This window comes from Bacillus cereus group sp. MG1 (assembly GCF_040460035.1).
Taxonomy (GTDB): domain Bacteria; phylum Bacillota; class Bacilli; order Bacillales; family Bacillaceae_G; genus Bacillus_A; species Bacillus_A cereus.
Genome location: NZ_JARVGY010000001.1, coordinates 5,349,427 through 5,368,888, shown reverse-complemented (window position 1 = coordinate 5,368,888; position 19,462 = coordinate 5,349,427). Strand labels below are relative to the sequence as shown.

Genomic DNA, 19,462 nt, shown 5'->3' with positions numbered 1-19,462 from the left:
ATGGATCGCATTGATGTATTATTGAAAGCATTTATAGCTACGTTTGGTGGCTTCTGTGGGTATTTCTTGGGAGGATGGGATGCAACATTGAAAATCTTAGTGACGATGGCAGTTATTGATTATTTAACTGGCATGATTGCAGCAGGATATAACGGAGAATTAAAAAGTAAAGTTGGTTTCAAAGGCATCGCCAAAAAGGTGGTGCTTTTTCTTTTGGTCGGAGCGGCCGCTCAACTAGATGCAGCACTGGGAAGTAACAGTGCTATTCGTGAAGCGACTATTTTCTTTTTCATGGGCAATGAGTTGCTTTCACTTTTAGAAAATGCTGGACGAATGGGCATTCCACTCCCACAAGCTTTAACAAACGCAGTTGAGATTTTGGGTGGTAAACAAAAACAAGAGGAGAGAAAAGGAGAGATCAAGTAATGGAAATTAAAAAAATGTTAGTTCCAGAAAGTAGATATGAGGTTTTATGCCCATATGAAATGAATCCGACAGAAATTACATTCCACAACACGTATAATGATGCTCCAGCTATAAATGAGCGTAATAATGTTGCTAACAATAGCACTGGAACCTCATTTCATGTAGCTGTAGATGATAAGGAAGCTATTCAACTGATTCCTTTTAACAGAAATGCATGGCACGCTGGAGACGGCACTTATGGTAGAGGTAACCGTCATAGTATTGGTGTGGAAATTTGTTACTCAAAATCAGGGGGAGAAAGATATCGAAAGGCAGAGCTAAATGCTATCAAAGTTATTCGTCAATTAATGGATACATTCAATATTCCGATTTCTAAAGTAAAAACACACCAAGAGCGAAACGGAAAATATTGCCCGCACAGAATGTTAGACGAGGGAAGAGTTGAATGGTTTAAATCACAATTAACGCAAACGAGTCAAAAAGATGAAGGAGTGGAGATTATAGTGAATAAATATAATAAAGTTGTTACGTATGAATTTGGAACAGCGTTAGTACCAGAAATGTTAGGAATGATGGATGCTTTAGGATATGAGTCTCGTATTATTTCTTGTGGCGATAAACAAGGTTTAGTTAGATTTGAGACAAATTATCGCCAAGGGAATGAACTAGATCGAGCAACAGCATGGTTAGATGCTAAAGGACTTAAATACTTCTATACAAAAGAATAATTTTGTAAACAAAAAGGGCCATCATTTGATGGCCCTTTTTTATGTTATTAAAATTTATTTTTAGACAATGAACGTAGTATAGGCCTTAAAATTTTCCCGAATATGCGATAGACATTGAAAATAGAGCGAATTATTTTTATAGAGTAGTTGTACACCTACTTTTTTATTTTTTAATATTCTGCTTGTAAGATGAAATTATCTTTGATACTTCCTTTATATGTATATCGTGTTCCGTTATTCTTAAATGATTTTAAATGGTCCTTACTAAATACTTTTTCGTCATTAATACCAAGTTTTTGTTTAATTAGATTACGGTCACCAAAACTTAAAGAATCGTCCATTGTTCCTATTAATAATAAGAAAGCAAATTTAAAATCTTCTATTTCAGTAAAATAAGCATTTGGAGTCATCGCTAATGACGCTTTTTTTATGTTTTTATTTTTATCGGTTTCCAAGAAAATTATGATGTCTGGAGATAGATTAATAGCGGTTTTTCCATCTTCTAAGATATTTGTTGAGGAAACCTTTAATTTTGTTTTCTCTCCCATTTCCTCTAATGCATCATTTACTCGTTTTGTGTATGTATCTACTGTTAATCCTGTATTTTCATCTTTTTTCTTTTTAGCGTTCTTTTCTAATGCTTCTGTTTTCTTTTTTTCTTCTTTTTCTTCTTTTTCTTCTTTTTCTTTCTTTAAACGTTCTTTTTCTTCAGCTAAAGATTTTTTCTTATCTTCTTTTTCCTCCGAACTTCGTTGTTCCGATTCTTGCTTAGGTTTAGATTCAACAGTACTTACTTGTGTGGTTGCTTTCTTAGTATCACTATTATTCCCTCCAATTCCAGTGGCAACAATAATCACGGTAATTACCCAAAACCACCATTTTTTATAAAAAGGTTTCTTCATGTTAATCCCTCCTAAAATTAAGTAAATCATACCAATTAATGTAACATTTTAGAAGGGTTATTTTTTATCACTATACGTGCATGTTTTTTAATCTTCTTCAAACCAAATGTCCTCTATATGTAATTCGAGCACTTTGGAAATACGATATGCAACAGGCAGTGTAGGCGTAGCTCCTTTAATTAAGTTTGTCATAGTTGAATTTGAAATTGATGCTTTTTTTGCAATAAAGCTATACTTGAAACCTTTGCTATCTAAAATTTCTTTTAAACGACTTCGCATAATATTTTTATCCTCCTAACAAAAAAGTACTAGGTCTTTCTTTTATTTTTTCGCTTGGACAGGCAAAATCCTTCTTTCTAGTTCATATACCTATATCAAGACCACGAGGAATACCAAGTGGAACTAAGGACATCAAGAGGGGAGAGGATTACATGCGTTGGCAGTATAACCACTTGAATACAACTCCATATTTACATCCTTCAAAAGAATTACGGTCTATGTACAATGAATCAAGATCCAGATCAGAAACAGAATCAATTATGAATCACATGAAAAATCATGAAGTGTTTAATAACAAGGAGTATAAAAGATATTTCAGTTTATCCCAGGTTATTGAAGAGGATCTGTACGGTGAGGAAGAAGACATTTTAAATTGGAAAATTCTCATGGACTGTTATGATGTAGTACTTGCGAAAAAAGGTATTATATTTCGTGAAAAAGAAGAGGAGGAATAGGTATGACACTCGCAGGAGAAGCAGTAGTTATTTGGACGGCGACAGGTTTGTCAGTAGTTGCAATGAAGATAGCAGAAAAAATGGGGAAGAGTGTTCCACATTGGCTTCCACGTATTACTTTGTATACAACGCTCACAGGCTCGTTCTTATATCTTCTACGTTATGTTCTCATTACATTTCTATAAAGGAATACAACATGGAAGGTCAGGACAATAAGAAAGGTATAAGAAAATGCTCGTCCCGTTATATTCCAAAAGAGTGCAATGATATCCTTATAGGATATTTAAGGGGGAAATGTTTATGTTTGAGTTACTACTGGTTCCCGCAGCAGCATTAACTTATGGATTAGTAAGTGGTAAGTTCAAACGAAAAGATGATGATAAAAAGAAAATCCAAGTCTTTTTTGAAGTGAGTGGGATCGCTATTAAAAGGGATGATAAGTTGCATTATCCTACGTTTCAAAAACAAATTGATGATGATCGCAGTACAACATATATTTACACTTTACCTGTAGGTATGCCCAGCAAAATTATTCAAAAGGTTGAGGACGTTGTGAGTGAGGGATTAAACAAACCTGTTCGGATCCATTACGATAATTATAAATTAAGCATTCGAGTATTTCATAAAGATATACCTAATAAGTGGAGATGGTCTGAAACATTAGTCGAACAAGGGAAATGGCTTGTACCTATAGGGCAAAGCTTAGAAGAATTAATTTATCATGATTTTGATAAAACTCCACACATGACTTTAGGTGGTTTAACCCGTATGGGTAAAACCGTATTTTTAAAGAATGTAATGACATCTCTTATTACAGCACAATCAGAACATACGCATTTATACATTGTTGATTTAAAAGGTGGATTAGAATTCGGGCCATATCAAAATTTAAAGCAAGTTGAATCTATAGCAGAAAAACCGATTCAAGCGTTTCAAGTTTTAAATACAATTCTTGAAAAGATAGAAGAAAAAATGTGCTATATGAAGGAAAGGCACTATACAAACGTTGTAGAAACAAATATAAAAGAACGACATTTTATCATAGTTGATGAAGGCGCTGAACTTTGCCCGGATAAAAGTATGAGCAAAGAGCAGCAAAAGTTATTAATTGCTTGTCAGAGAATGCTTTCTTATATAGCGAGGATTGGCGGGGCACTTGGATTCAGGTTGATTTTTTGTACACAATATCCGACTGGAGATACATTACCGCGACAAGTCAAACAAAATTCAGATGCGAAGCTTGGATTTAGATTACCGACACAAACAGCTTCTCAAGTAGTTATAGATGAATGTGGATTGGAATCAATTAAAAGTATACCTGGACGCGCTTTGTTTAAAACGGATAGATTAACAGAAATTCAAGTACCTTATATTTCTAATGAAACGATGTGGGATGTACTAAAACAATATGAGGTGGAGAAACATGAACATACAAACACACATCAAATTGAATCGTCAGATGATGATTCTGACCTCGATTAGAAAGCTGAAATTTGCTACACGTAGGCATTTAATGGCTATACATGATTTAGGTGGCATCAGAAATGCAAACCGTATATTAAAGGATTTGGGATCGTTCGTTAATAGTACAGTGTATAAAAAAGAATATGTATATTACTTAAATAAAAAAGGGCGTGCGCTATTTGATGATACAGAAAAGATAGTACCAACAATTCGATTAGCACACAGCCTTATGAGAAATGAAGCTTGGCTCTATCTGTTTTGTCCGGATGACTGGCAGATAGAAACACCTATACGTTATAAAATAGATGATAAAAAGAAGACAATTATTCCAGATGTAAAATTCCGAGATGAAGAGGGGATTTTAAATGCTGTTGAAATAGATCGCACTCAAATGATGAACGTAAACAGTGAGAAAATGAATAGGTATGGTGAATTTACTATTTATTATAAGGAGAAGTATAATGGCAAGGTGCCAATTGTTCATTTTTTTACATTAACGGAATATAGACAAAAAACGTTAGAACAGTTTGCGACGAAGAATGGAGTTTATGCAAAAGTGTGTGTTGTCCCAGAGTTCCAATAAAAAAGTGCTAACAAGTTTGCAAACGAACTTGCTAACACTTATACGGAATAAACATAAAATATCGCTGATATATCACTTGGAAAAAAGTTAATAATTAAGCACTTATAATAAACTACTATTTATTATAAGATAAAACATAAAACTTACTGTATTATTACTTTTTTCACTATTATTTGCAGTAGGAAATGTATTTGCTTTAAAGAAACATCGCAAAATATAATAATGACAAAAAGGAGCTTTATAAATGCAGAAGGATTGGCTGGAGGAATTAATAGCTGCAACTAATACGGATAAACGAAATGAACGTCAAATGCGAATATTAGAGGCGGCTGTTGATATGTTTGGAGAAAAAGGATACGCTTCAACTTCAACAAGTGAAATTGCAAAGCGTGCTGGTGTAGCGGAAGGAACCATCTTCCGCTACTATAAGACGAAAAAAGATTTATTACTAGCGGTCGTAATGCCAACTTTAACTAAGTTCGTTGCACCATTTTTCGTACAAACCTTTGCAAAAGAAATATTTAAATCAGAGTATGAATCGTATGAAGGACTTTTAAGAGTTGTAATTCATAATAGATTTAAATTTGCTCAAAAACACTTTCCTATGATAAAAATATTAATTCAAGAAGTACCATTTCAACCAGAACTAAAAAATGAAATACAGCAATTAGTAGAAACAGAACTGTTTTCACATTTCAAAAAGTTGATTGTGAAATTTCAAGAAGAAGGAGAGATTATTGAGATACCACCATCTTCCGTACTACGTCTTACTTTATCAGCTGTATTAGGTTTATTATTAACACGATTTTTATTATTACCTGAAGAAAAATGGAATGATGAAGCAGAAATTGAAAATACGATTCAATTTATATTGTATGGATTAACTCCACGAATTTAATCGTCGAAGTGTGAATTACATATATTACTTTTTAAGTAAAAATAAATCGCCTTTAAAAAGGCGATTTATTTTCGTTATATATTTTTGATAAATAAGTACTTGTTTATTAAAAACATTCTAAATCAGCGTGTTTCTTTGTCTCTTCTTCTAAGACCTAATAATCCTGCTAGTCCTAATAAACCAAGCCAAGCCCAATTATTATTTCTATCACGATTATCATTTAAATCATTTGTTGTATTTACATTTCGAGTTCTTACATCATTATTAACTCTGTCTAAATTATTGTCATTTACTCGAGTTGAAATATCAGTGTTATTCACTCTATTCATATTATTTCCATCGTATTCAGCTTGCGCAGATGTACCTAAAAACATAATAGAGAGTGCTAAAACACTTAAAATAGATGATAATTTCTTTTTCATAACAATTCCCTCCTTTCTTAATCATTAATTTCTCCGGAGCATCTGTGTATTATTCATTTCACAATATCTAAACCAGTATAATAGGGCGCACATTTATTGAAAATAGAGTTGAATGATTGTTAATATATTATTGGATATATATTTCTCATAAAAATAAATGAATCAAACTTTGCTTAAAATGTTAATCCTAGTACAATTTATAGTATACGGACTAGCACTAAGGAGGTAATGAGATGCGGCAATTTGCAAAACCTACAATCGTCGTAAGTAAATGTTTAGAATTTGATGCTTGTCGATATAATGGAGAGATGATTCCAGATGTAACAATACGAAATTTGCAGCCATTTGTTACATTTATACCTGTTTGTCCAGAAGTGGAGATTGGATTGGGAACTCCTCGTGAAACGATACGAATTGTAGAAGAAAATGGTGAGAACAGACTTGTGCAACCGTCGACACGAGAAGATGTAACTGAAAAAATGGAGCAGTTTTCAAATGACTTTTTACAAACGATATCGGATGTGGATGGTTTTATTTTAAAGAATCGTTCACCAAGTTGTGGTACGCGTGATGTGAAAATTTATTCTGGTTTTGAAAAAGCGCCAGCAAAGGGAAAAGGATCGGGCTTATTTGGCGGAGCAGTAGTAAAAAAATTTTCGCATCTTCCTATTGAAGAGGAAGGCAGATTGTCGAATTTTATTATTAGAGAGCATTTCTTTACAAGACTATTTACAATCGCATATTACAAAATGATTAAACATAATAAAAATATGAAAGACCTTGTATCGTTTCAGTCGGACAATAAATATTTATTTATGGCATATAATCAAGTGAAACAAAAGGAATTAGGGCGTATAATTGCAAATCACAAAAATGAAAAGATTGAAGTTGTATTTGAAAACTATGAGAAGACTTTATATGAATTATTTATGCGCACCCCCCGCTATACATCGAATGTAAATGTATGCGAGCACATTTTTGGATACTTTAAAACAAAGCTAAAAAAACAAGAAAAAGATCATTTTATAGAACTGTTACAAAAGTATGCAGAAAAGAAAATACCACTTAGTAGTTTACTTACAATTCTAAAATCATGGGCCATTCGATTTGATGAAAAGTATTTATTAAGACAAACGTATTTCGAACCATACCCTGAAGCATTAGTAGAAATTTCTGATTCGGGAAAAGGTAGAGATTATTAAACAATAAATTACATAATTCGACACAAAATCTCCTATGTTGTTGTAGAACAATGTAGGAATTTTTTTGTGCATTAGTACAGAATCTGTTTTAAAATTAAGTTATGACAGAATTATAGCAATTGTCTAACTAATATTCTTGTCTTTTAAGTTGTTATGTTTGTAGTAGAAACTCGCACGCTGTCGAAACTCAATATTCGATAAGGGGTGTGTAGCGGAATGGAATTTACTCTAACTCGCGAAAAACAAATGATTAAAGAAATGGTACGTGACTTTGCTGAAAAGGAAATCGCACCGAAAGCTGTATATTATGACAAAACTGCAGAGTTTCCATATGAAACATTTCAAAAAATGGGCGAACTAGGATTATTAGGCATCCCATTCCCAGAAGAGTATGGAGGTTCAGGTGGCGATACTGTATCGTATGCGTTAGCAGTTGAAGAAATTGGTCGCGCTTGTGGTGGCACTGGTTTAAGCTATGCTGCAACAATTTCATTAGGTGCTTCTCCAATTTATTATTTCGGTACAGAAGAACAAAAACAAAAGTATTTAGTTCCAATGGCGTCAGGTAAAACATTAGGTGCCTTCGGATTAACGGAGCCGAATGCTGGATCAGATGCAGGTGGTACTCAAACGAAAGCGGTACTAGATGGCGATGAGTATGTAATCAGTGGTGAGAAGTGTTGGATTACAAACGCAGAGTATGCAAATACCATTATTGTAACCGCTGTCAACGGTGTTGAAGAGAATGGTAGAAAACGCATTTCAGCATTTATCGTACCTACTACTAGTGAAGGATTAACGATTTCTAGTCCTTACGATAAAATGGGCGTTCGCGCTTCTAATACTTGTGAAATCGTACTTGATGGTGTTCGTGTACCGAAAGAAAATATTCTTGGTGATGTAAATAAAGGTTTTAAACAATTTTTATATACACTTGATGGAGGACGTATTTCAATCGCAGCATTGGCAGTTGGTATTGCGCAATCAGCCTTTGAACGTGCATTGCAATATGCGAAAGAACGTCAACAATTTGGAAAGTCAATCTCTAATTTCCAAGCGATTCAATTTAAATTAGCTGATATGGCGACTGAAGTAGAGCTAGCACGCAATTTAGTACATAAAGCAGCTTGGTTAAAAGATAATGATAAACCTTTCGGCAAAGAAGCGGCAATGGCAAAACTATTTGCATCGGAAGCAGCAAGCCGTATTGCGAATCAAGCAGTACAGATTCATGGTGGATATGGTTATATGCGTGAATATGAAGTTGAACGACATATTCGTGATGCGAAACTATTAGAAATTGGTGAAGGAACTTCTGAAATTCAACGTCTCGTAATTGCTAGACATTTAGGATGTAGATAAAAGGGAGGAATCACTATGTTTCAAAAAATATTAATTGCGAATCGCGGGGAAATTGCTGTTCGTATTATGAAAACTTGTCAAAAACTTGGCATACGCACTGTTGCTATTTATTCTGAAGCAGATGAAAATGCCCTTCATGTGAAGATGGCAAATGAAGCTTACTTAGTAGGTGGACCGCGTGTTCAAGAAAGTTATTTAAACCTTGAAAAAATTATTGAAATAGCTAAGAAGACAAATGCAGAAGCGATTCATCCGGGTTATGGTTTATTATCAGAGAATCCGTCTTTTCCGGTTCGTTGCAAAGAAGAAGGTATCGTATTTATCGGTCCTTCAGAAGAAATCATTACGAAGATGGGAAGTAAAATCGAATCACGTATCGCAATGCAAGCAGCAGATGTCCCAGTAGTCCCAGGTATTACTACAAATATTGAAACTGCTGAAGAAGCAATTGAAATTGCAAAACAAATTGGTTATCCATTAATGCTTAAGGCATCCGCAGGCGGCGGAGGCATTGGTATGCAGTTGATGGAAACTGAGCAAACGCTCACCAAAGCGTTTGAAAGTAATAAAACAAGAGCGCAAAACTTCTTCGGTAACGGAGAAATGTATTTAGAGCGATATATAGCAGACGCGCATCATATTGAAATTCAGCTTTTAGCAGATACACATGGTAACACAGTGTATTTATGGGAGCGTGAATGTTCGGTACAGCGCCGAAATCAAAAAGTAATCGAAGAAGCACCTTCACCATTTTTAGATGAAGGTACACGAAAGGCGATGGGAGAAGTTGCTGTACAAGCTGCCAAAGCACTTGGCTATACAAATGCAGGTACAGTTGAGTTTCTTGTAGATGATCAGAAGAACTTCTATTTCTTAGAGATGAATACGAGATTACAAGTAGAGCATCCAGTGACAGAAGAAATTACGGGATTAGACCTTGTAGAACAACAACTTCTGATTGCAAGTGGAGAGAAACTATCATTTACTCAGGATGATGTAAAACGTAGTGGTCATGCCATTGAAGCTCGTATTTATGCAGAGGATCCGAAAACATTCTTCCCATCACCTGGGAAAATTACAGATTTAACATTACCGTCAAATGTACGGATTGATCACTTCTTAGAAAATCATGTAACGATTACACCTTTCTATGATCCAATGATTGCGAAAGTCATTGCACATGGGGAGACTCGTGAAGAAGCAATTTCGAAATTACATGATGCTCTAGAAGAATTAAAAGTAGAAGGTATTAAAACGAACACGCCAATGCTACTGCAAGTTTTGGAAGACGAAGTGTTCAAAGAGGGTATTTATACAACAGGCTTTGTAACGAAACAACTCGTTAAAAAATAAGATTTAACAATATTAAGGGGGAAAAAATGATGACGAAAGTATACGCATCGATGGCAGGAAACGTTTGGAAGATTGTTGTAGGAGTAGGAGATACAGTAGAGGAAGAGCAGGATGTCGTCATTTTGGAATCTATGAAAATGGAAATTCCAATCATTTCAGAAGAAGCTGGCACAGTTATGAAAATTAATGTGCAAGAAGGCGATTTTGTAAATGAAGGAGATGTATTATTAGAAATTGAATAGGGAGATATAGGGGGAAGCGAATTGAAACTACCTAATTTTGCTGTCATTAAAGAAGTCGGGCCACGTGATGGCTTACAAAATGAAAAAAAGATTGTTGGCACAAAAGATAAAGTAAAATGGATTCAACTACTTACAGAAGCAGGATTGTCGTATGTTGAAGTTTCCTCATTCGTTCACCCAAAATGGGTCCCTGCATTAGCGGATGCAAATGATGTATTTTCTGAGCTAAAAAGGGATCCAAATGTTACATATGCTGCGCTTGTTCCGAATCAAAATGGTTTGGAACGAGCTTTTTTGCAAAATGTAGATGAGGTGAATGTTTTTTTATCAGCAAGTGAATCTCATAATAAAAGTAATATTAATAAATCGATTAAAGAAGCATTAGTTGTAATTGAAGATATAACAAAACAGGCATTATTCGAAGGGAAAAAGGTAAGAGGCTATGTTTCTACTGTATTTGGATGTCCTTATGAAGGGGATATAAGTGTCGCAGCAGTTGACGAATTATGTAATCAACTATTTTCATACGGCATTTATGAAGTTTCTCTTGGGGATACAATCGGTGTAGCGAATCCATTACAAGTAGAACAAGTATTAGAACATCTATTAAAGAAGTATGATGCTTCGCAGTTTGCCATGCATTTTCATAATACGTATGGAATGGCTCTAGCGAATGTAGTTAAATCATTAGAATACGGTATTACAACGTTTGATAGTTCTTGTGGTGGACTCGGGGGCTGCCCTTATGCACCAGGAGCATCAGGTAATGTTGCCACTGATGACCTAGTACATATGCTCCATAAATTAGGAGTCCAAACGAATATAGACGAAGAAAAGTTATTGAGAGCTAGTCAATTTATTCAAAGTAAGTTGAATATCCAATTACCGAGTCATGTGTATAGAGCGCTTCAACATAAAACGATAAGTAGGTGAGAAGATGCTACAATTACAAAACATTTCAGTTGATTATGTAACACCTCACGTAGTAAAGATTTCGTTAAATCGTGCAAGACAAGCAAACTCATTATCTTTGGCATTATTAGATGAACTACAAACGATATTAACTCAAATAAGTGAAGATTCAAACGTACGTGTAGTTATTTTGACTGGTGCTGGTGAAAAAGCATTTTGTGCTGGTGCAGATTTAAAAGAGCGTGCCGGTATGAATGAAGAACAAGTTCGCCATGCTGTTAGTATGATTCGCACTACTATGGAGATGGTTGAACAATTACCACAGCCAGTTATTGCTGCTATAAATGGAATTGCACTTGGTGGTGGTACGGAATTAAGTTTAGCTTGTGATTTTAGAATTGCTGCTGAATCTGCAAGTCTTGGTCTTACTGAAACGACACTTGCAATTATACCAGGAGCAGGTGGTACACAGCGCTTACCGAGATTAATTGGTGTTGGTAGAGCGAAAGAATTAATTTATACAGGTAGACGTATTTCAGCGCAAGAAGCAAAAGAATACGGTTTAGTAGAATTTGTTGTACCAGCTAATTTACTTGAAGAGAAAGCGATTGAAATAGCAGAGAAAATTGCTAGTAATGGACCTATTGCTGTTCGATTAGCAAAAGAGGCAATTTCAAATGGTATTCAAGTTGATTTACATACCGGATTACAAATGGAAAAACAAGCGTATGAAGGTGTAATCCATACGAAAGATCGAATAGAAGGATTACAGGCATTCAAAGAAAAACGCAAACCGATGTATAAGGGGGAGTAAATATGTTAGACCAAAAACAACAATCTAATTCATTTGAAGAACGAGTTGAAACAATTAAACAAGGCGGGGCACCGAAATATCATGAGCAAAATAAAGCAAAAGGAAAATTATTCGTTCGAGACCGTTTAGCGCTTCTATTTGATAATGGCGAATATGTAGAAGATGCATTATTTGCTAACTGTGAACAAACAGGCTTACCTGCGGATGGCGTTGTAACGGCAACGGGTAAAATACATGGTCGTACTGCGTGTGTAATGGCCAATGATTCTACTGTAAAAGCTGGATCATGGGGATCACGCACAGTTGAAAAGATTTTACGTATTCAAGAAACAGCTGAAAAACTACGTGTTCCGTTATTTTATTTAGTCGACTCTGCTGGAGCGCGTATTACAGATCAAGTAGAAATGTTCCCAGGGCGCCGCGGTGCAGGAAGAATCTTCTATAATCAAGTGAAGTTATCAGGTAAAGTTCCTCAAGTATGCTTGTTATTTGGACCTTCTGCAGCTGGTGGTGCGTATATTCCAGCCTTTTGTGACGTTGTAATGATGGTAGAGGGAAATGCATCTATGTATTTAGGATCTCCTCGTATGGCTGAGATGGTTATCGGTGAGAAGGTAACTTTAGAAGAGATGGGCGGAGCTCGTATGCATTGCTCTGTATCAGGATGCGGAGATGTTTTATGTAAGACAGAAGAAGATGCGATTACACAAGCAAGACAATACATTTCATATTTTCCAAACAACTATTTAGAAAAGACTCCATTGGTTACACCTCAAGAACCGAAACAATTCGATAAAACGTTAGAACAAATCATTCCAGAAAATCAAAATGCTCCTTTCAATATGAAAGATCTCATTAATAGAGTTATTGATGAGGGTTCATTCTATGAAGTAAAAAAATTATTTGCTCAAGAGCTAATTACAGGCTTAGCACGTATTGATGGTAAGCCAGTTGGTATTATTGCAAATCAGCCGCGTATGAAGGGTGGCGTATTATTCCACGATTCAGCTGATAAAGCTGCTAAGTTTATTAATTTATGCGATGCATATCATATTCCATTATTATTCCTTGCGGATGTACCAGGATTTATGATCGGTACAAAAGTAGAGCGTGCCGGTATTATTCGCCACGGTGCAAAAATGATTTCTGCAATGAGTGAAGCAACTGTACCGAAGATTTCTATCGTTGTTCGTAAAGCATATGGCGCTGGTTTATATGCGATGGCAGGTCCGGCATTTGAACCAGATTGCTGTCTGGCATTACCGACAGCCTCTATTGCGGTAATGGGTCCAGAAGCTGCGGTTAATGCTGTATATGCAAATAAAATTGCAGCTTTACCAGAAGAAGAGCGTGCTAGCTTCATTGCTGAAAAACGTGAAGAGTATAAGAAAGATATTGATATTTATCATTTAGCATCAGAGATGGTGATTGATGGTATTGTTCATCCAAACAATTTACGTGAAGAGTTAAAAGGACGTTTCGAAATGTATATGAGTAAATATCAAGTATTCACGGATCGTAAACATCCTGTATATCCAGTTTAAAAGCCCTATTTAGGGCTTTCTTGCTCAAAAAGTTAAGGAGGGGAAAACATTGAAACAAGCAGTTTGGTTTCCAACAGAAGAGTACAAGGAAAAAACACGTTTATATGGTTGGATGAAATCATTGGGATATGAAGATTATGAAACTTTTTATAATAAATCTATTGAGGAAACAGCTTGGTTTTGGGGAGAGGCAGAAAAAGCAGTTGGCTATCAATGGATGAAACCTTATACAGAAGTATTAGATTTAGAAAATGGTACACCGTTTGCACAGTGGTATAATGGTGGAACATGTAACGTTGTAGAATCAGCTTTATCCCGCTGGCTTGCGGATGAAGAGACGAGAATACAGCCAGCACTTCAGTATGAAGGGGAAAATGGAACTTCAAAATCATTTACATATGAAGAGCTTGATAACTGGGTAAGCCGTGTTGCCAATGGTTTGAAACACGCGGGTATTGAAAAAGGTGACCGTGTAACAATTTATATGCCAATGATTCCAGAAACAGTTGTTGCGATGCTAGCTGTAATGAAAATTGGAGCAATTATTTCACCAATATTCTCAGGCTTTGCGTCTGATGCAGTTATGACACGTGTGCAAGCGGCAGGTTCAAAAATGATTATTACCGCAGATGGATTTTCACGCCGAGGTAAAATTGTTTCTTTAAAAGATGAAGTAGATAAAGCTTGTGAACATTGCCCAACTGTTGAAAAAGTGGTAATCGTTCGTCATGCAGGAAATGATTTTACACCACATAACTATGACTTTTCGTGGAGTACGCTAGAAAAAGAAAAACCATTCATACATGCCGAAGAAATGCAAAGCGATGATCCATTAATGCTCATTTATACATCAGGAACGACTGGTAAGCCGAAAGGAACAGTACACACGCATGCAGGATTTCCTTTGAAAGCAGCCTTTGATGCAGGATTTGGAATGAATATTAAACAAGGTGATCGTGTATTATGGGTAACTGATATGGGCTGGATGATGGGGCCATTTCTATTATTCGGTTCACTCATTAATGGAGCAACGATGGTTATGTACGAAGGTGTTCCAGACTTCCCAGAAGCAGACCGGTTATGGGAGACAGTTGATAAATATGAAATTACTCATCTAGGTATTTCGCCAACGTTAATCCGAGCATTAATGGCAAAAGGTGATGAGTATGTCAATAAACATTCTTTAAAGAGTTTGGAAGTATTCGCATCAACAGGAGAACCTTGGAATCCTGATCCATGGATGTGGCTGTTTGAAACAGTTGGAAAAGGAAATGTTCCAATCTGTAACTACTCAGGTGGAACTGAAATCTCTGGTGGGATTTTCGGTAATGTTCTTATTAAGCCAATCGCACCGATTAGTTTTAACGCATCTTTACCAGGAATGGCAGCTGTCGTACTGGATGATCAAGGTAAACCAATTCGAGATGAAGTCGGAGAATTATGCTTAGAGAAACCTTGGGTAGGTATGACGAAAAGCTTCTGGGAAGATGATGAACGTTACGTGAACACATATTGGTCACGTTTTGAAAATAAATGGGTCCACGGTGACTGGGTCATTTACGATGGTGAACAATATATCATCACAGGGCGTTCAGACGATACGTTAAATATTGCAGGTAAACGTATTGGACCTGCTGAATATGAATCTATTCTTGTGAAACATAACGATGTAATTGAAGCTGCTGCAATTGGTGTACCTGACGAAGTAAAAGGTGAAGTTTGTCATTGTTTTGTAGTATTAAGAGATCATGTAACATTCACAGGAGAATTAAAGAAAGAATTAATGAGTTTAGTAAACTCTCATATTGGAAAAGCGTTGTGTCCTAAAGATATCCACGTTGTAGAAGATTTACCGAAAACACGTAACTCTAAAGTAATGCGCCGTGTTATTAAAGCAGCTTACTTAGGAAAAGAGTTAGGTGATTTATCATCGCTTGTAAATCCTGAAGTAGTTCCGTTTATTCAGGGGTTACAGTCTAGTAAATTATAAAGTTAGAAAGGATCTCTGTATAAATAGAGATCCTTTTTTATGTTTATAAAAAGAAAAGAAGTGAATTTGATGAAGAAGAAAAATTCTACTATTAGTGTTAAGTATGTCTGTTTTATAGTTTTTATTAAAATACGATACTGTGGCATGTTTATTCATTGGAGTAATTAAATTTTGTTAAGGATGAAATTCAATAAAAGCGTTATTTTAATAGGCTGTTACGAAATTTAATTTGAAAGGCACATCCAAATGATAAAAAAAGAGCACTATAAAATCAGTGCTCTTTTTATTAGAAATTGCTTAGTTCTTAAAAATAAAATCATTACGGACAATTCACAATGGTAATAATGACGCTAGCCATTGTTCCAGGAGAATCAAGAAGTGAAGCAGTAACGGTTACTGTTCCAGGCCCATTAGCGGCTAGAAATACAGCGGTAAAGTTACCTGAGGCATTGGTAATGACAGCAAGAGGAACCATGAAAGCAAGAGATGGGTTACTAAACGAAAAACTGACCACTACCCCTGGAGTAGGAATACCGTTTACTAATACTTGACCCGAAAAAAATAAAGTATTATTTCCTTGAGTGGATACACATGCTGTGGTTTCGTTAGAAGTCAAGGTAATAGATGCAGGTCCAGCAGGAAGATTAAATCCAGTTGGTCCAGTTGGTCCAGTTGATCCGGTTGGTCCAGTTGATCCAGTTGATCCAGTTGATCCAGTTGATCCAGTTGATCCAGTTGATCCAGTTGGTCCGGTTGATCCGGTTGATCCGGTTGGCCCAGTCGGTCCAGTTGATCCGGTTAATCCAGTAGCTCCTGTAGAACCGGTGGGACCGGTAGGGAATTGAAAAGGTTGAACAGTTGGAAGTGTAGGTCCAATAGAACCGGGATTAAGTGCAGCAAAAGATAAAAACTCGTCCATTATTTATCACCTCTAAAAATCGTATTACTAATAGTAAATGTAATGATAGAGCAAAGTGAAACGGACAAGCGGTTTTATTTTAACAAATTAAACAAAGTAGTTATATGATAGAAAGAGAGATTAGTATGATTCCTTTAGAAATTAAATATAAAAAGGCGATTATCTTCAAATCGCCTTTTAGGTAATGCCGTGTAATTTTATTCAGTTATTTGAAATATAGTTTCATTCGGTTTGGAAAATCCATACAGTTTCCTTGCGAATTTTAAAATTTCTTCTTCACTACTTGTTAAAGCCTTGACATCCTTGTTAAGGGAATGACCATCCTTCTTTACAGAAGATAATTTTTGTTGTTCCGTATTAAGTGTGATTTGTTTTTCTTTAATCATTTCTTGTTGGTTATTCAGAGAATATTGAAGGACAAAAATTATAGGTAATATAAAAGCCAAAGTAGTTATAATACGGCGTCTTGTTTTTTTTATACTACCTTGTTGGGTATTAGGATTCACTTGCTGTGAGGGTATATTAGGATTCACTTGCTGTGAGGGTATATTAGGATTTGATTGGTGTGATGATACTTTTGGGATGTTTCCCATTAAAATGCCTCCATTACTGATTGTCGAATTTAAACCGTTTAATAGTATTATAAATGTTCAATAAGGATTTTAGAAGATATTTTAATATAGGTGAGTTTTGTAAAGTTTAAACAAAATCTTTATTTAAATAAAAGAAACCCCGCTTGTCTCTGGGGTTTCTGAAGGCAATGAAAGTACTCGACTAATTAAAGATTCCATGAATTTTTTGCTGAAAATACTGGTGAATTCGTCTGAAGTAATGAGGGCATCTAAAGCTTTATACGTACGTGAAGTAATTAAAAATCGATTTATAAGAGTTAGCTTGTTTTTTCTTAATAGCCCACCTAATCAGTAAAGACATATGTCTGTTGAAATCTTTACGTGTTCATTGATAAAAAGCTGATTATATTCAGTCAGCTTTTTGTATAATACATTCTAGTATTTATCGGTTCCAAAAGACATATTCTTTCCTTTAAGTTGGCATCGAAAATATTACCAATTTTTCCTTTTACAATGGCAACAAATAAAGAAACATTTACAACGACACTTATTTCGTTTAGAACTCCAATCATCATCACGATGACACTTTTCTTTAGATTTCCACCAATCATCATTACAATGTTTTTCCTGAGAACTCCAATCGTCATCACAATGACACTTTTCTTTAGATTTCCACCAATCATCATTACAATGCTTTTTCTGAGAACTCCAATTATCATCACAATGATGCTTTTCTTTAGATTTCCACCAATCATCACAACAATGCTTTTTCTGAGAACTCCAGCAATCATTTTTCCAGGACATTTATTTCTACCTCCTTTCAATAGTGTTCATATTATTCTATGTTTTAATAAAAAAATGGCTTGTTTATTAACCTACTATTTTATCTTTATATGATAGAGTGTCTTCTACTCGATATAGAATTCATACAAACTATGCTAATTTTTAAGAGAAAGTGGAGAGAACTACTACTAGTTATGGTATTTTTCAATAAACACTTGTTGAAGAAAATGTTCTAATTACAAATAATATCTTATTTTCGAGTACGCTTTTTAAATGTATATTTCACAATGAAAAATGGGAAATCCACAAATAAAGTCTATGTATATGTGAGTTAATGGGAAAATCTAGTGTGTTTTTAAGGGGCGTCTTATTTAAAAGAAAAAAGGTTTGTTTTAGAAAGTGGTGTCTAAACATTAAATGGAGTAGGACTAAATTCACGGCCGCTCATTAAAAAGCTTTTAATTAGGAGAAGTCTGTTTTTATAATGAATAATGAAAAGAAAGTTTGGTACAATTGTTTGTTTTTTTCTTTTTATGTGTTTGCCTCGTACCCTTTTAAGCTAGTGGACATACTTTACTAATAGAAAGGATTAGGGGGTGAGGTATTGGGTTCTCGATTTAATAATTGTAAAAAGAAGTGTACATGTAAACAAGATGATTGTTGGGAAGTATTCGAAGAGTGTAAAAAAGAACAGCATGAGAAATGTGATAATTCTTGTGTACAAGGAATTAGAGATGAACTTAAGAAATTAATTAATCGAACAGTTCAAATTAATACAGAGGGACGTACTTATGTAGGTACTGTTTCGTCTGTAAGTTGTGATGTAGTTAGGCTTGCGGCTATTCCTGGATCGGTTGGAGTAATTATTTCCATTTGCAAAATTGAAGCAATTTTCCCACCGGTTACAACGGTTACTGCTGACTTTGATTTTAATGGTATTGATGTAGCAAACAAAGCATAATTATGCTGCTTTTTTGTAAAGCCATTCACATGAATGGCTTTATTTTAATTTTATATAAAAGGAGAATATATTCTTTATATAGAAATAAGTTTGAGGTTATAAAGCATGATGTACGAAAGGAGCAAGGAAGTGATTAAACTAGAAAGCTTTAAGAAATCTGATTTTAAACAATTAATAAATTGGATTAATTCCGAAGAATTTCTAATACAATGGTCAGGAAATGCATTCACATTTCCTTTAGACGAACAGCAATTAGAGAAGTATATAGAAAGTGCAAATACACTCGCTTTCAAAGTGGTAGATGAAGAGACTTCAGACGTTATTGGACATATTTCGCTTGGGCAAATAGATAATATTAATAAGTCCGCTAGAATTGGAAAAGTATTAGTTGGTAATACGAAGATGAGAGGACGTTCTATAGGAAAACATATGATGAAAGCAGTACTTCATATTGCTTTTGACGAATTAAAACTACATAGAGTAACTCTTGGTGTGTATGATTTTAATACATCGGCCATTTCATGTTACGAAAAAATAGGGTTTGTAAAAGAAGGCTTATTAAGAGAGTCAAAAAGAGTAGGAGAAACGTATTGGAATTTATGGGAAATGAGTATGTTAGAATATGAATGGAAGAAGTAGCAACGATAGTGA

General features: G+C 35.1%; 24 protein-coding genes and 1 pseudogene. 19 read left to right on the top strand and 6 right to left on the bottom strand.

All coding sequences use genetic code 11. The annotated features are described in order from the left end of the window. Complete coding sequence (locus QCI79_RS28000; protein WP_048549373.1) at positions 1 to 426, top strand: phage holin family protein; 426 nt, start codon at positions 1 to 3, stop codon at positions 424 to 426. Then, positions 426 to 1,154, top strand: a complete 729-nt coding sequence (locus tag QCI79_RS27995; protein WP_021729491.1) for an N-acetylmuramoyl-L-alanine amidase — start codon at positions 426 to 428, stop codon at positions 1,152 to 1,154. The genes QCI79_RS28000 and QCI79_RS27995 overlap by 1 nt, the downstream gene beginning before the upstream one ends. A gap of 170 nt (positions 1,155 to 1,324) precedes the next feature. On the opposite strand, the gene QCI79_RS27990 is transcribed toward QCI79_RS27995, so the two are convergent. Together QCI79_RS27990 and QCI79_RS27985 are read right to left on the bottom strand one after the other, a co-directional pair. After that, the gene (locus QCI79_RS27990; protein ID WP_021729490.1) at positions 1,325 to 2,056 is read right to left on the bottom strand and encodes a hypothetical protein; all 732 of its coding nucleotides are present in this window, start codon (positions 2,054 to 2,056) and stop codon (positions 1,325 to 1,327) included. An 87-nt stretch (positions 2,057 to 2,143) separates the two neighbouring features. Next, positions 2,144 to 2,335 (bottom strand): helix-turn-helix transcriptional regulator, encoded by a 192-nt coding sequence (locus QCI79_RS27985; protein ID WP_001257714.1) that lies wholly within the window; start codon positions 2,333 to 2,335, stop codon positions 2,144 to 2,146. A 152-nt stretch (positions 2,336 to 2,487) separates the two neighbouring features. Here QCI79_RS27985 and QCI79_RS27980 point away from each other — a divergent pair, with 152 nt between their 5' ends. The 5 genes from QCI79_RS27980 (at position 2,488) to QCI79_RS27960 (ending at position 5,735) form a co-directional block, all read left to right on the top strand. Then, the gene (locus QCI79_RS27980) at positions 2,488 to 2,790 is read left to right on the top strand and encodes a phage protein (protein ID WP_048549376.1); all 303 of its coding nucleotides are present in this window, start codon (positions 2,488 to 2,490) and stop codon (positions 2,788 to 2,790) included. A gap of 2 nt (positions 2,791 to 2,792) precedes the next feature. Next, entirely contained in the window at positions 2,793 to 2,975 is a 183-nt protein-coding gene (locus QCI79_RS27975; RefSeq protein WP_000170786.1) for a hypothetical protein, read from the top strand. Positions 2,976 to 3,090: 115 nt separating this feature from the next. Beyond that, the gene (locus QCI79_RS27970; RefSeq protein ID WP_048549378.1) at positions 3,091 to 4,272 is read left to right on the top strand and encodes an FtsK/SpoIIIE domain-containing protein; all 1,182 of its coding nucleotides are present in this window, start codon (positions 3,091 to 3,093) and stop codon (positions 4,270 to 4,272) included. Continuing rightward, complete coding sequence (locus QCI79_RS27965; protein WP_044129451.1) at positions 4,214 to 4,837, top strand: replication-relaxation family protein; 624 nt, start codon at positions 4,214 to 4,216, stop codon at positions 4,835 to 4,837. The genes QCI79_RS27970 and QCI79_RS27965 overlap by 59 nt, the downstream gene beginning before the upstream one ends. 244 nt (positions 4,838 to 5,081) lie before the next feature. After that, the gene (locus tag QCI79_RS27960; RefSeq protein WP_001168198.1) at positions 5,082 to 5,735 is read left to right on the top strand and encodes a TetR/AcrR family transcriptional regulator; all 654 of its coding nucleotides are present in this window, start codon (positions 5,082 to 5,084) and stop codon (positions 5,733 to 5,735) included. A 122-nt stretch (positions 5,736 to 5,857) separates the two neighbouring features. Here the strand turns inward: QCI79_RS27960 and QCI79_RS27955 are convergent, their stop codons facing one another. Continuing rightward, positions 5,858 to 6,157: a WGxxGxxG family protein gene (locus QCI79_RS27955; protein WP_000728151.1), complete on the bottom strand. Its 300-nt coding sequence runs from the start codon at positions 6,155 to 6,157 to the stop codon at positions 5,858 to 5,860. Between the two features lie 233 nt (positions 6,158 to 6,390). On the opposite strand from QCI79_RS27955, the gene QCI79_RS27950 reads away from it, so the two are divergent. The 10 genes from QCI79_RS27950 (at position 6,391) to QCI79_RS27905 (ending at position 16,421) form a co-directional block, all read left to right on the top strand. Next, positions 6,391 to 7,359: a YbgA family protein gene (locus QCI79_RS27950; RefSeq protein WP_001248645.1), complete on the top strand. Its 969-nt coding sequence runs from the start codon at positions 6,391 to 6,393 to the stop codon at positions 7,357 to 7,359. 216 nt (positions 7,360 to 7,575) lie between these two features. Next, complete coding sequence (locus tag QCI79_RS27945; RefSeq protein ID WP_000397282.1) at positions 7,576 to 8,721, top strand: acyl-CoA dehydrogenase; 1,146 nt, start codon at positions 7,576 to 7,578, stop codon at positions 8,719 to 8,721. 15 nt (positions 8,722 to 8,736) lie between these two features. Continuing rightward, positions 8,737 to 10,074: an acetyl-CoA carboxylase biotin carboxylase subunit gene (locus tag QCI79_RS27940; protein WP_000486742.1), complete on the top strand. Its 1,338-nt coding sequence runs from the start codon at positions 8,737 to 8,739 to the stop codon at positions 10,072 to 10,074. Positions 10,075 to 10,100: 26 nt separating this feature from the next. Continuing rightward, positions 10,101 to 10,316, top strand: a complete 216-nt coding sequence (locus tag QCI79_RS27935) for an acetyl-CoA carboxylase biotin carboxyl carrier protein subunit (RefSeq protein ID WP_001987345.1) — start codon at positions 10,101 to 10,103, stop codon at positions 10,314 to 10,316. A 21-nt stretch (positions 10,317 to 10,337) separates the two neighbouring features. Further along, the gene (gene mvaB / locus QCI79_RS27930) at positions 10,338 to 11,249 is read left to right on the top strand and encodes a hydroxymethylglutaryl-CoA lyase (protein ID WP_000775433.1); all 912 of its coding nucleotides are present in this window, start codon (positions 10,338 to 10,340) and stop codon (positions 11,247 to 11,249) included. Between the two features lie 4 nt (positions 11,250 to 11,253). Further along, positions 11,254 to 12,042, top strand: a complete 789-nt coding sequence (locus tag QCI79_RS27925; protein WP_000939798.1) for an enoyl-CoA hydratase — start codon at positions 11,254 to 11,256, stop codon at positions 12,040 to 12,042. A 2-nt stretch (positions 12,043 to 12,044) separates the two neighbouring features. Then, the gene (locus QCI79_RS27920; protein ID WP_000886744.1) at positions 12,045 to 13,586 is read left to right on the top strand and encodes an acyl-CoA carboxylase subunit beta; all 1,542 of its coding nucleotides are present in this window, start codon (positions 12,045 to 12,047) and stop codon (positions 13,584 to 13,586) included. A gap of 49 nt (positions 13,587 to 13,635) precedes the next feature. Beyond that, on the top strand, positions 13,636 to 15,576 hold the full coding sequence (locus tag QCI79_RS27915; RefSeq protein ID WP_000806481.1) for an AMP-binding protein: 1,941 nt from the start codon (positions 13,636 to 13,638) through the stop codon (positions 15,574 to 15,576). A 335-nt stretch (positions 15,577 to 15,911) separates the two neighbouring features. Beyond that, complete coding sequence (locus QCI79_RS27910) at positions 15,912 to 16,127, top strand: hypothetical protein (protein ID WP_000236250.1); 216 nt, start codon at positions 15,912 to 15,914, stop codon at positions 16,125 to 16,127. Positions 16,128 to 16,172: 45 nt separating this feature from the next. After that, positions 16,173 to 16,421 carry a hypothetical protein gene (locus QCI79_RS27905; protein WP_021727710.1) on the top strand — a complete coding sequence of 83 codons (249 nt, stop codon included), beginning with the start codon at positions 16,173 to 16,175 and terminating at the stop codon, positions 16,419 to 16,421. A 17-nt stretch (positions 16,422 to 16,438) separates the two neighbouring features. Here the strand turns inward: QCI79_RS27905 and QCI79_RS27900 are convergent. The 3 genes and pseudogenes from QCI79_RS27900 to QCI79_RS27890 form a co-directional block, all read right to left on the bottom strand. Continuing rightward, positions 16,439 to 16,495 (bottom strand): annotated as a pseudogene (locus tag QCI79_RS27900) (exosporium leader peptide-containing protein); the annotation flags it as partial. A 197-nt stretch (positions 16,496 to 16,692) separates the two neighbouring features. Then, entirely contained in the window at positions 16,693 to 17,088 is a 396-nt protein-coding gene (locus QCI79_RS27895; protein WP_021727709.1) for an FtsB family cell division protein, read from the bottom strand. A 392-nt stretch (positions 17,089 to 17,480) separates the two neighbouring features. Beyond that, complete coding sequence (locus tag QCI79_RS27890) at positions 17,481 to 17,891, bottom strand: hypothetical protein (protein WP_170857909.1); 411 nt, start codon at positions 17,889 to 17,891, stop codon at positions 17,481 to 17,483. A gap of 563 nt (positions 17,892 to 18,454) precedes the next feature. Here QCI79_RS27890 and QCI79_RS27885 point away from each other — a divergent pair. Beyond that, positions 18,455 to 18,811: a hypothetical protein gene (locus tag QCI79_RS27885; protein ID WP_000535577.1), complete on the top strand. Its 357-nt coding sequence runs from the start codon at positions 18,455 to 18,457 to the stop codon at positions 18,809 to 18,811. 105 nt (positions 18,812 to 18,916) lie between these two features. Beyond that, positions 18,917 to 19,450: a GNAT family N-acetyltransferase gene (locus QCI79_RS27880; RefSeq protein WP_000990082.1), complete on the top strand. Its 534-nt coding sequence runs from the start codon at positions 18,917 to 18,919 to the stop codon at positions 19,448 to 19,450. Positions 19,451 to 19,462: the final 12 nt, after the last annotated feature.

Coding starts and splice junctions, on each gene's coding strand:
- QCI79_RS28000 (WP_048549373.1), top strand. CDS start 1: ATGGATCGCATTGATGTATTATTGAAAGCATTTATAGCTACGTTTGGT.
- QCI79_RS27995 (WP_021729491.1), top strand. CDS start 426: ATGGAAATTAAAAAAATGTTAGTTCCAGAAAGTAGATATGAGGTTTTA.
- QCI79_RS27990 (WP_021729490.1), bottom strand. CDS start 2,056: ATGAAGAAACCTTTTTATAAAAAATGGTGGTTTTGGGTAATTACCGTG.
- QCI79_RS27985 (WP_001257714.1), bottom strand. CDS start 2,335: ATGCGAAGTCGTTTAAAAGAAATTTTAGATAGCAAAGGTTTCAAGTAT.
- QCI79_RS27980 (WP_048549376.1), top strand. CDS start 2,488: ATGCGTTGGCAGTATAACCACTTGAATACAACTCCATATTTACATCCT.
- QCI79_RS27975 (WP_000170786.1), top strand. CDS start 2,793: ATGACACTCGCAGGAGAAGCAGTAGTTATTTGGACGGCGACAGGTTTG.
- QCI79_RS27970 (WP_048549378.1), top strand. CDS start 3,091: ATGTTTGAGTTACTACTGGTTCCCGCAGCAGCATTAACTTATGGATTA.
- QCI79_RS27965 (WP_044129451.1), top strand. CDS start 4,214: ATGAACATACAAACACACATCAAATTGAATCGTCAGATGATGATTCTG.
- QCI79_RS27960 (WP_001168198.1), top strand. CDS start 5,082: ATGCAGAAGGATTGGCTGGAGGAATTAATAGCTGCAACTAATACGGAT.
- QCI79_RS27955 (WP_000728151.1), bottom strand. CDS start 6,157: ATGAAAAAGAAATTATCATCTATTTTAAGTGTTTTAGCACTCTCTATT.
- QCI79_RS27950 (WP_001248645.1), top strand. CDS start 6,391: ATGCGGCAATTTGCAAAACCTACAATCGTCGTAAGTAAATGTTTAGAA.
- QCI79_RS27945 (WP_000397282.1), top strand. CDS start 7,576: ATGGAATTTACTCTAACTCGCGAAAAACAAATGATTAAAGAAATGGTA.
- QCI79_RS27940 (WP_000486742.1), top strand. CDS start 8,737: ATGTTTCAAAAAATATTAATTGCGAATCGCGGGGAAATTGCTGTTCGT.
- QCI79_RS27935 (WP_001987345.1), top strand. CDS start 10,101: ATGATGACGAAAGTATACGCATCGATGGCAGGAAACGTTTGGAAGATT.
- QCI79_RS27925 (WP_000939798.1), top strand. CDS start 11,254: ATGCTACAATTACAAAACATTTCAGTTGATTATGTAACACCTCACGTA.
- QCI79_RS27920 (WP_000886744.1), top strand. CDS start 12,045: ATGTTAGACCAAAAACAACAATCTAATTCATTTGAAGAACGAGTTGAA.
- QCI79_RS27910 (WP_000236250.1), top strand. CDS start 15,912: ATGGTAATAATGACGCTAGCCATTGTTCCAGGAGAATCAAGAAGTGAA.
- QCI79_RS27895 (WP_021727709.1), bottom strand. CDS start 17,088: ATGGGAAACATCCCAAAAGTATCATCACACCAATCAAATCCTAATATA.
- QCI79_RS27880 (WP_000990082.1), top strand. CDS start 18,917: ATGATGTACGAAAGGAGCAAGGAAGTGATTAAACTAGAAAGCTTTAAG.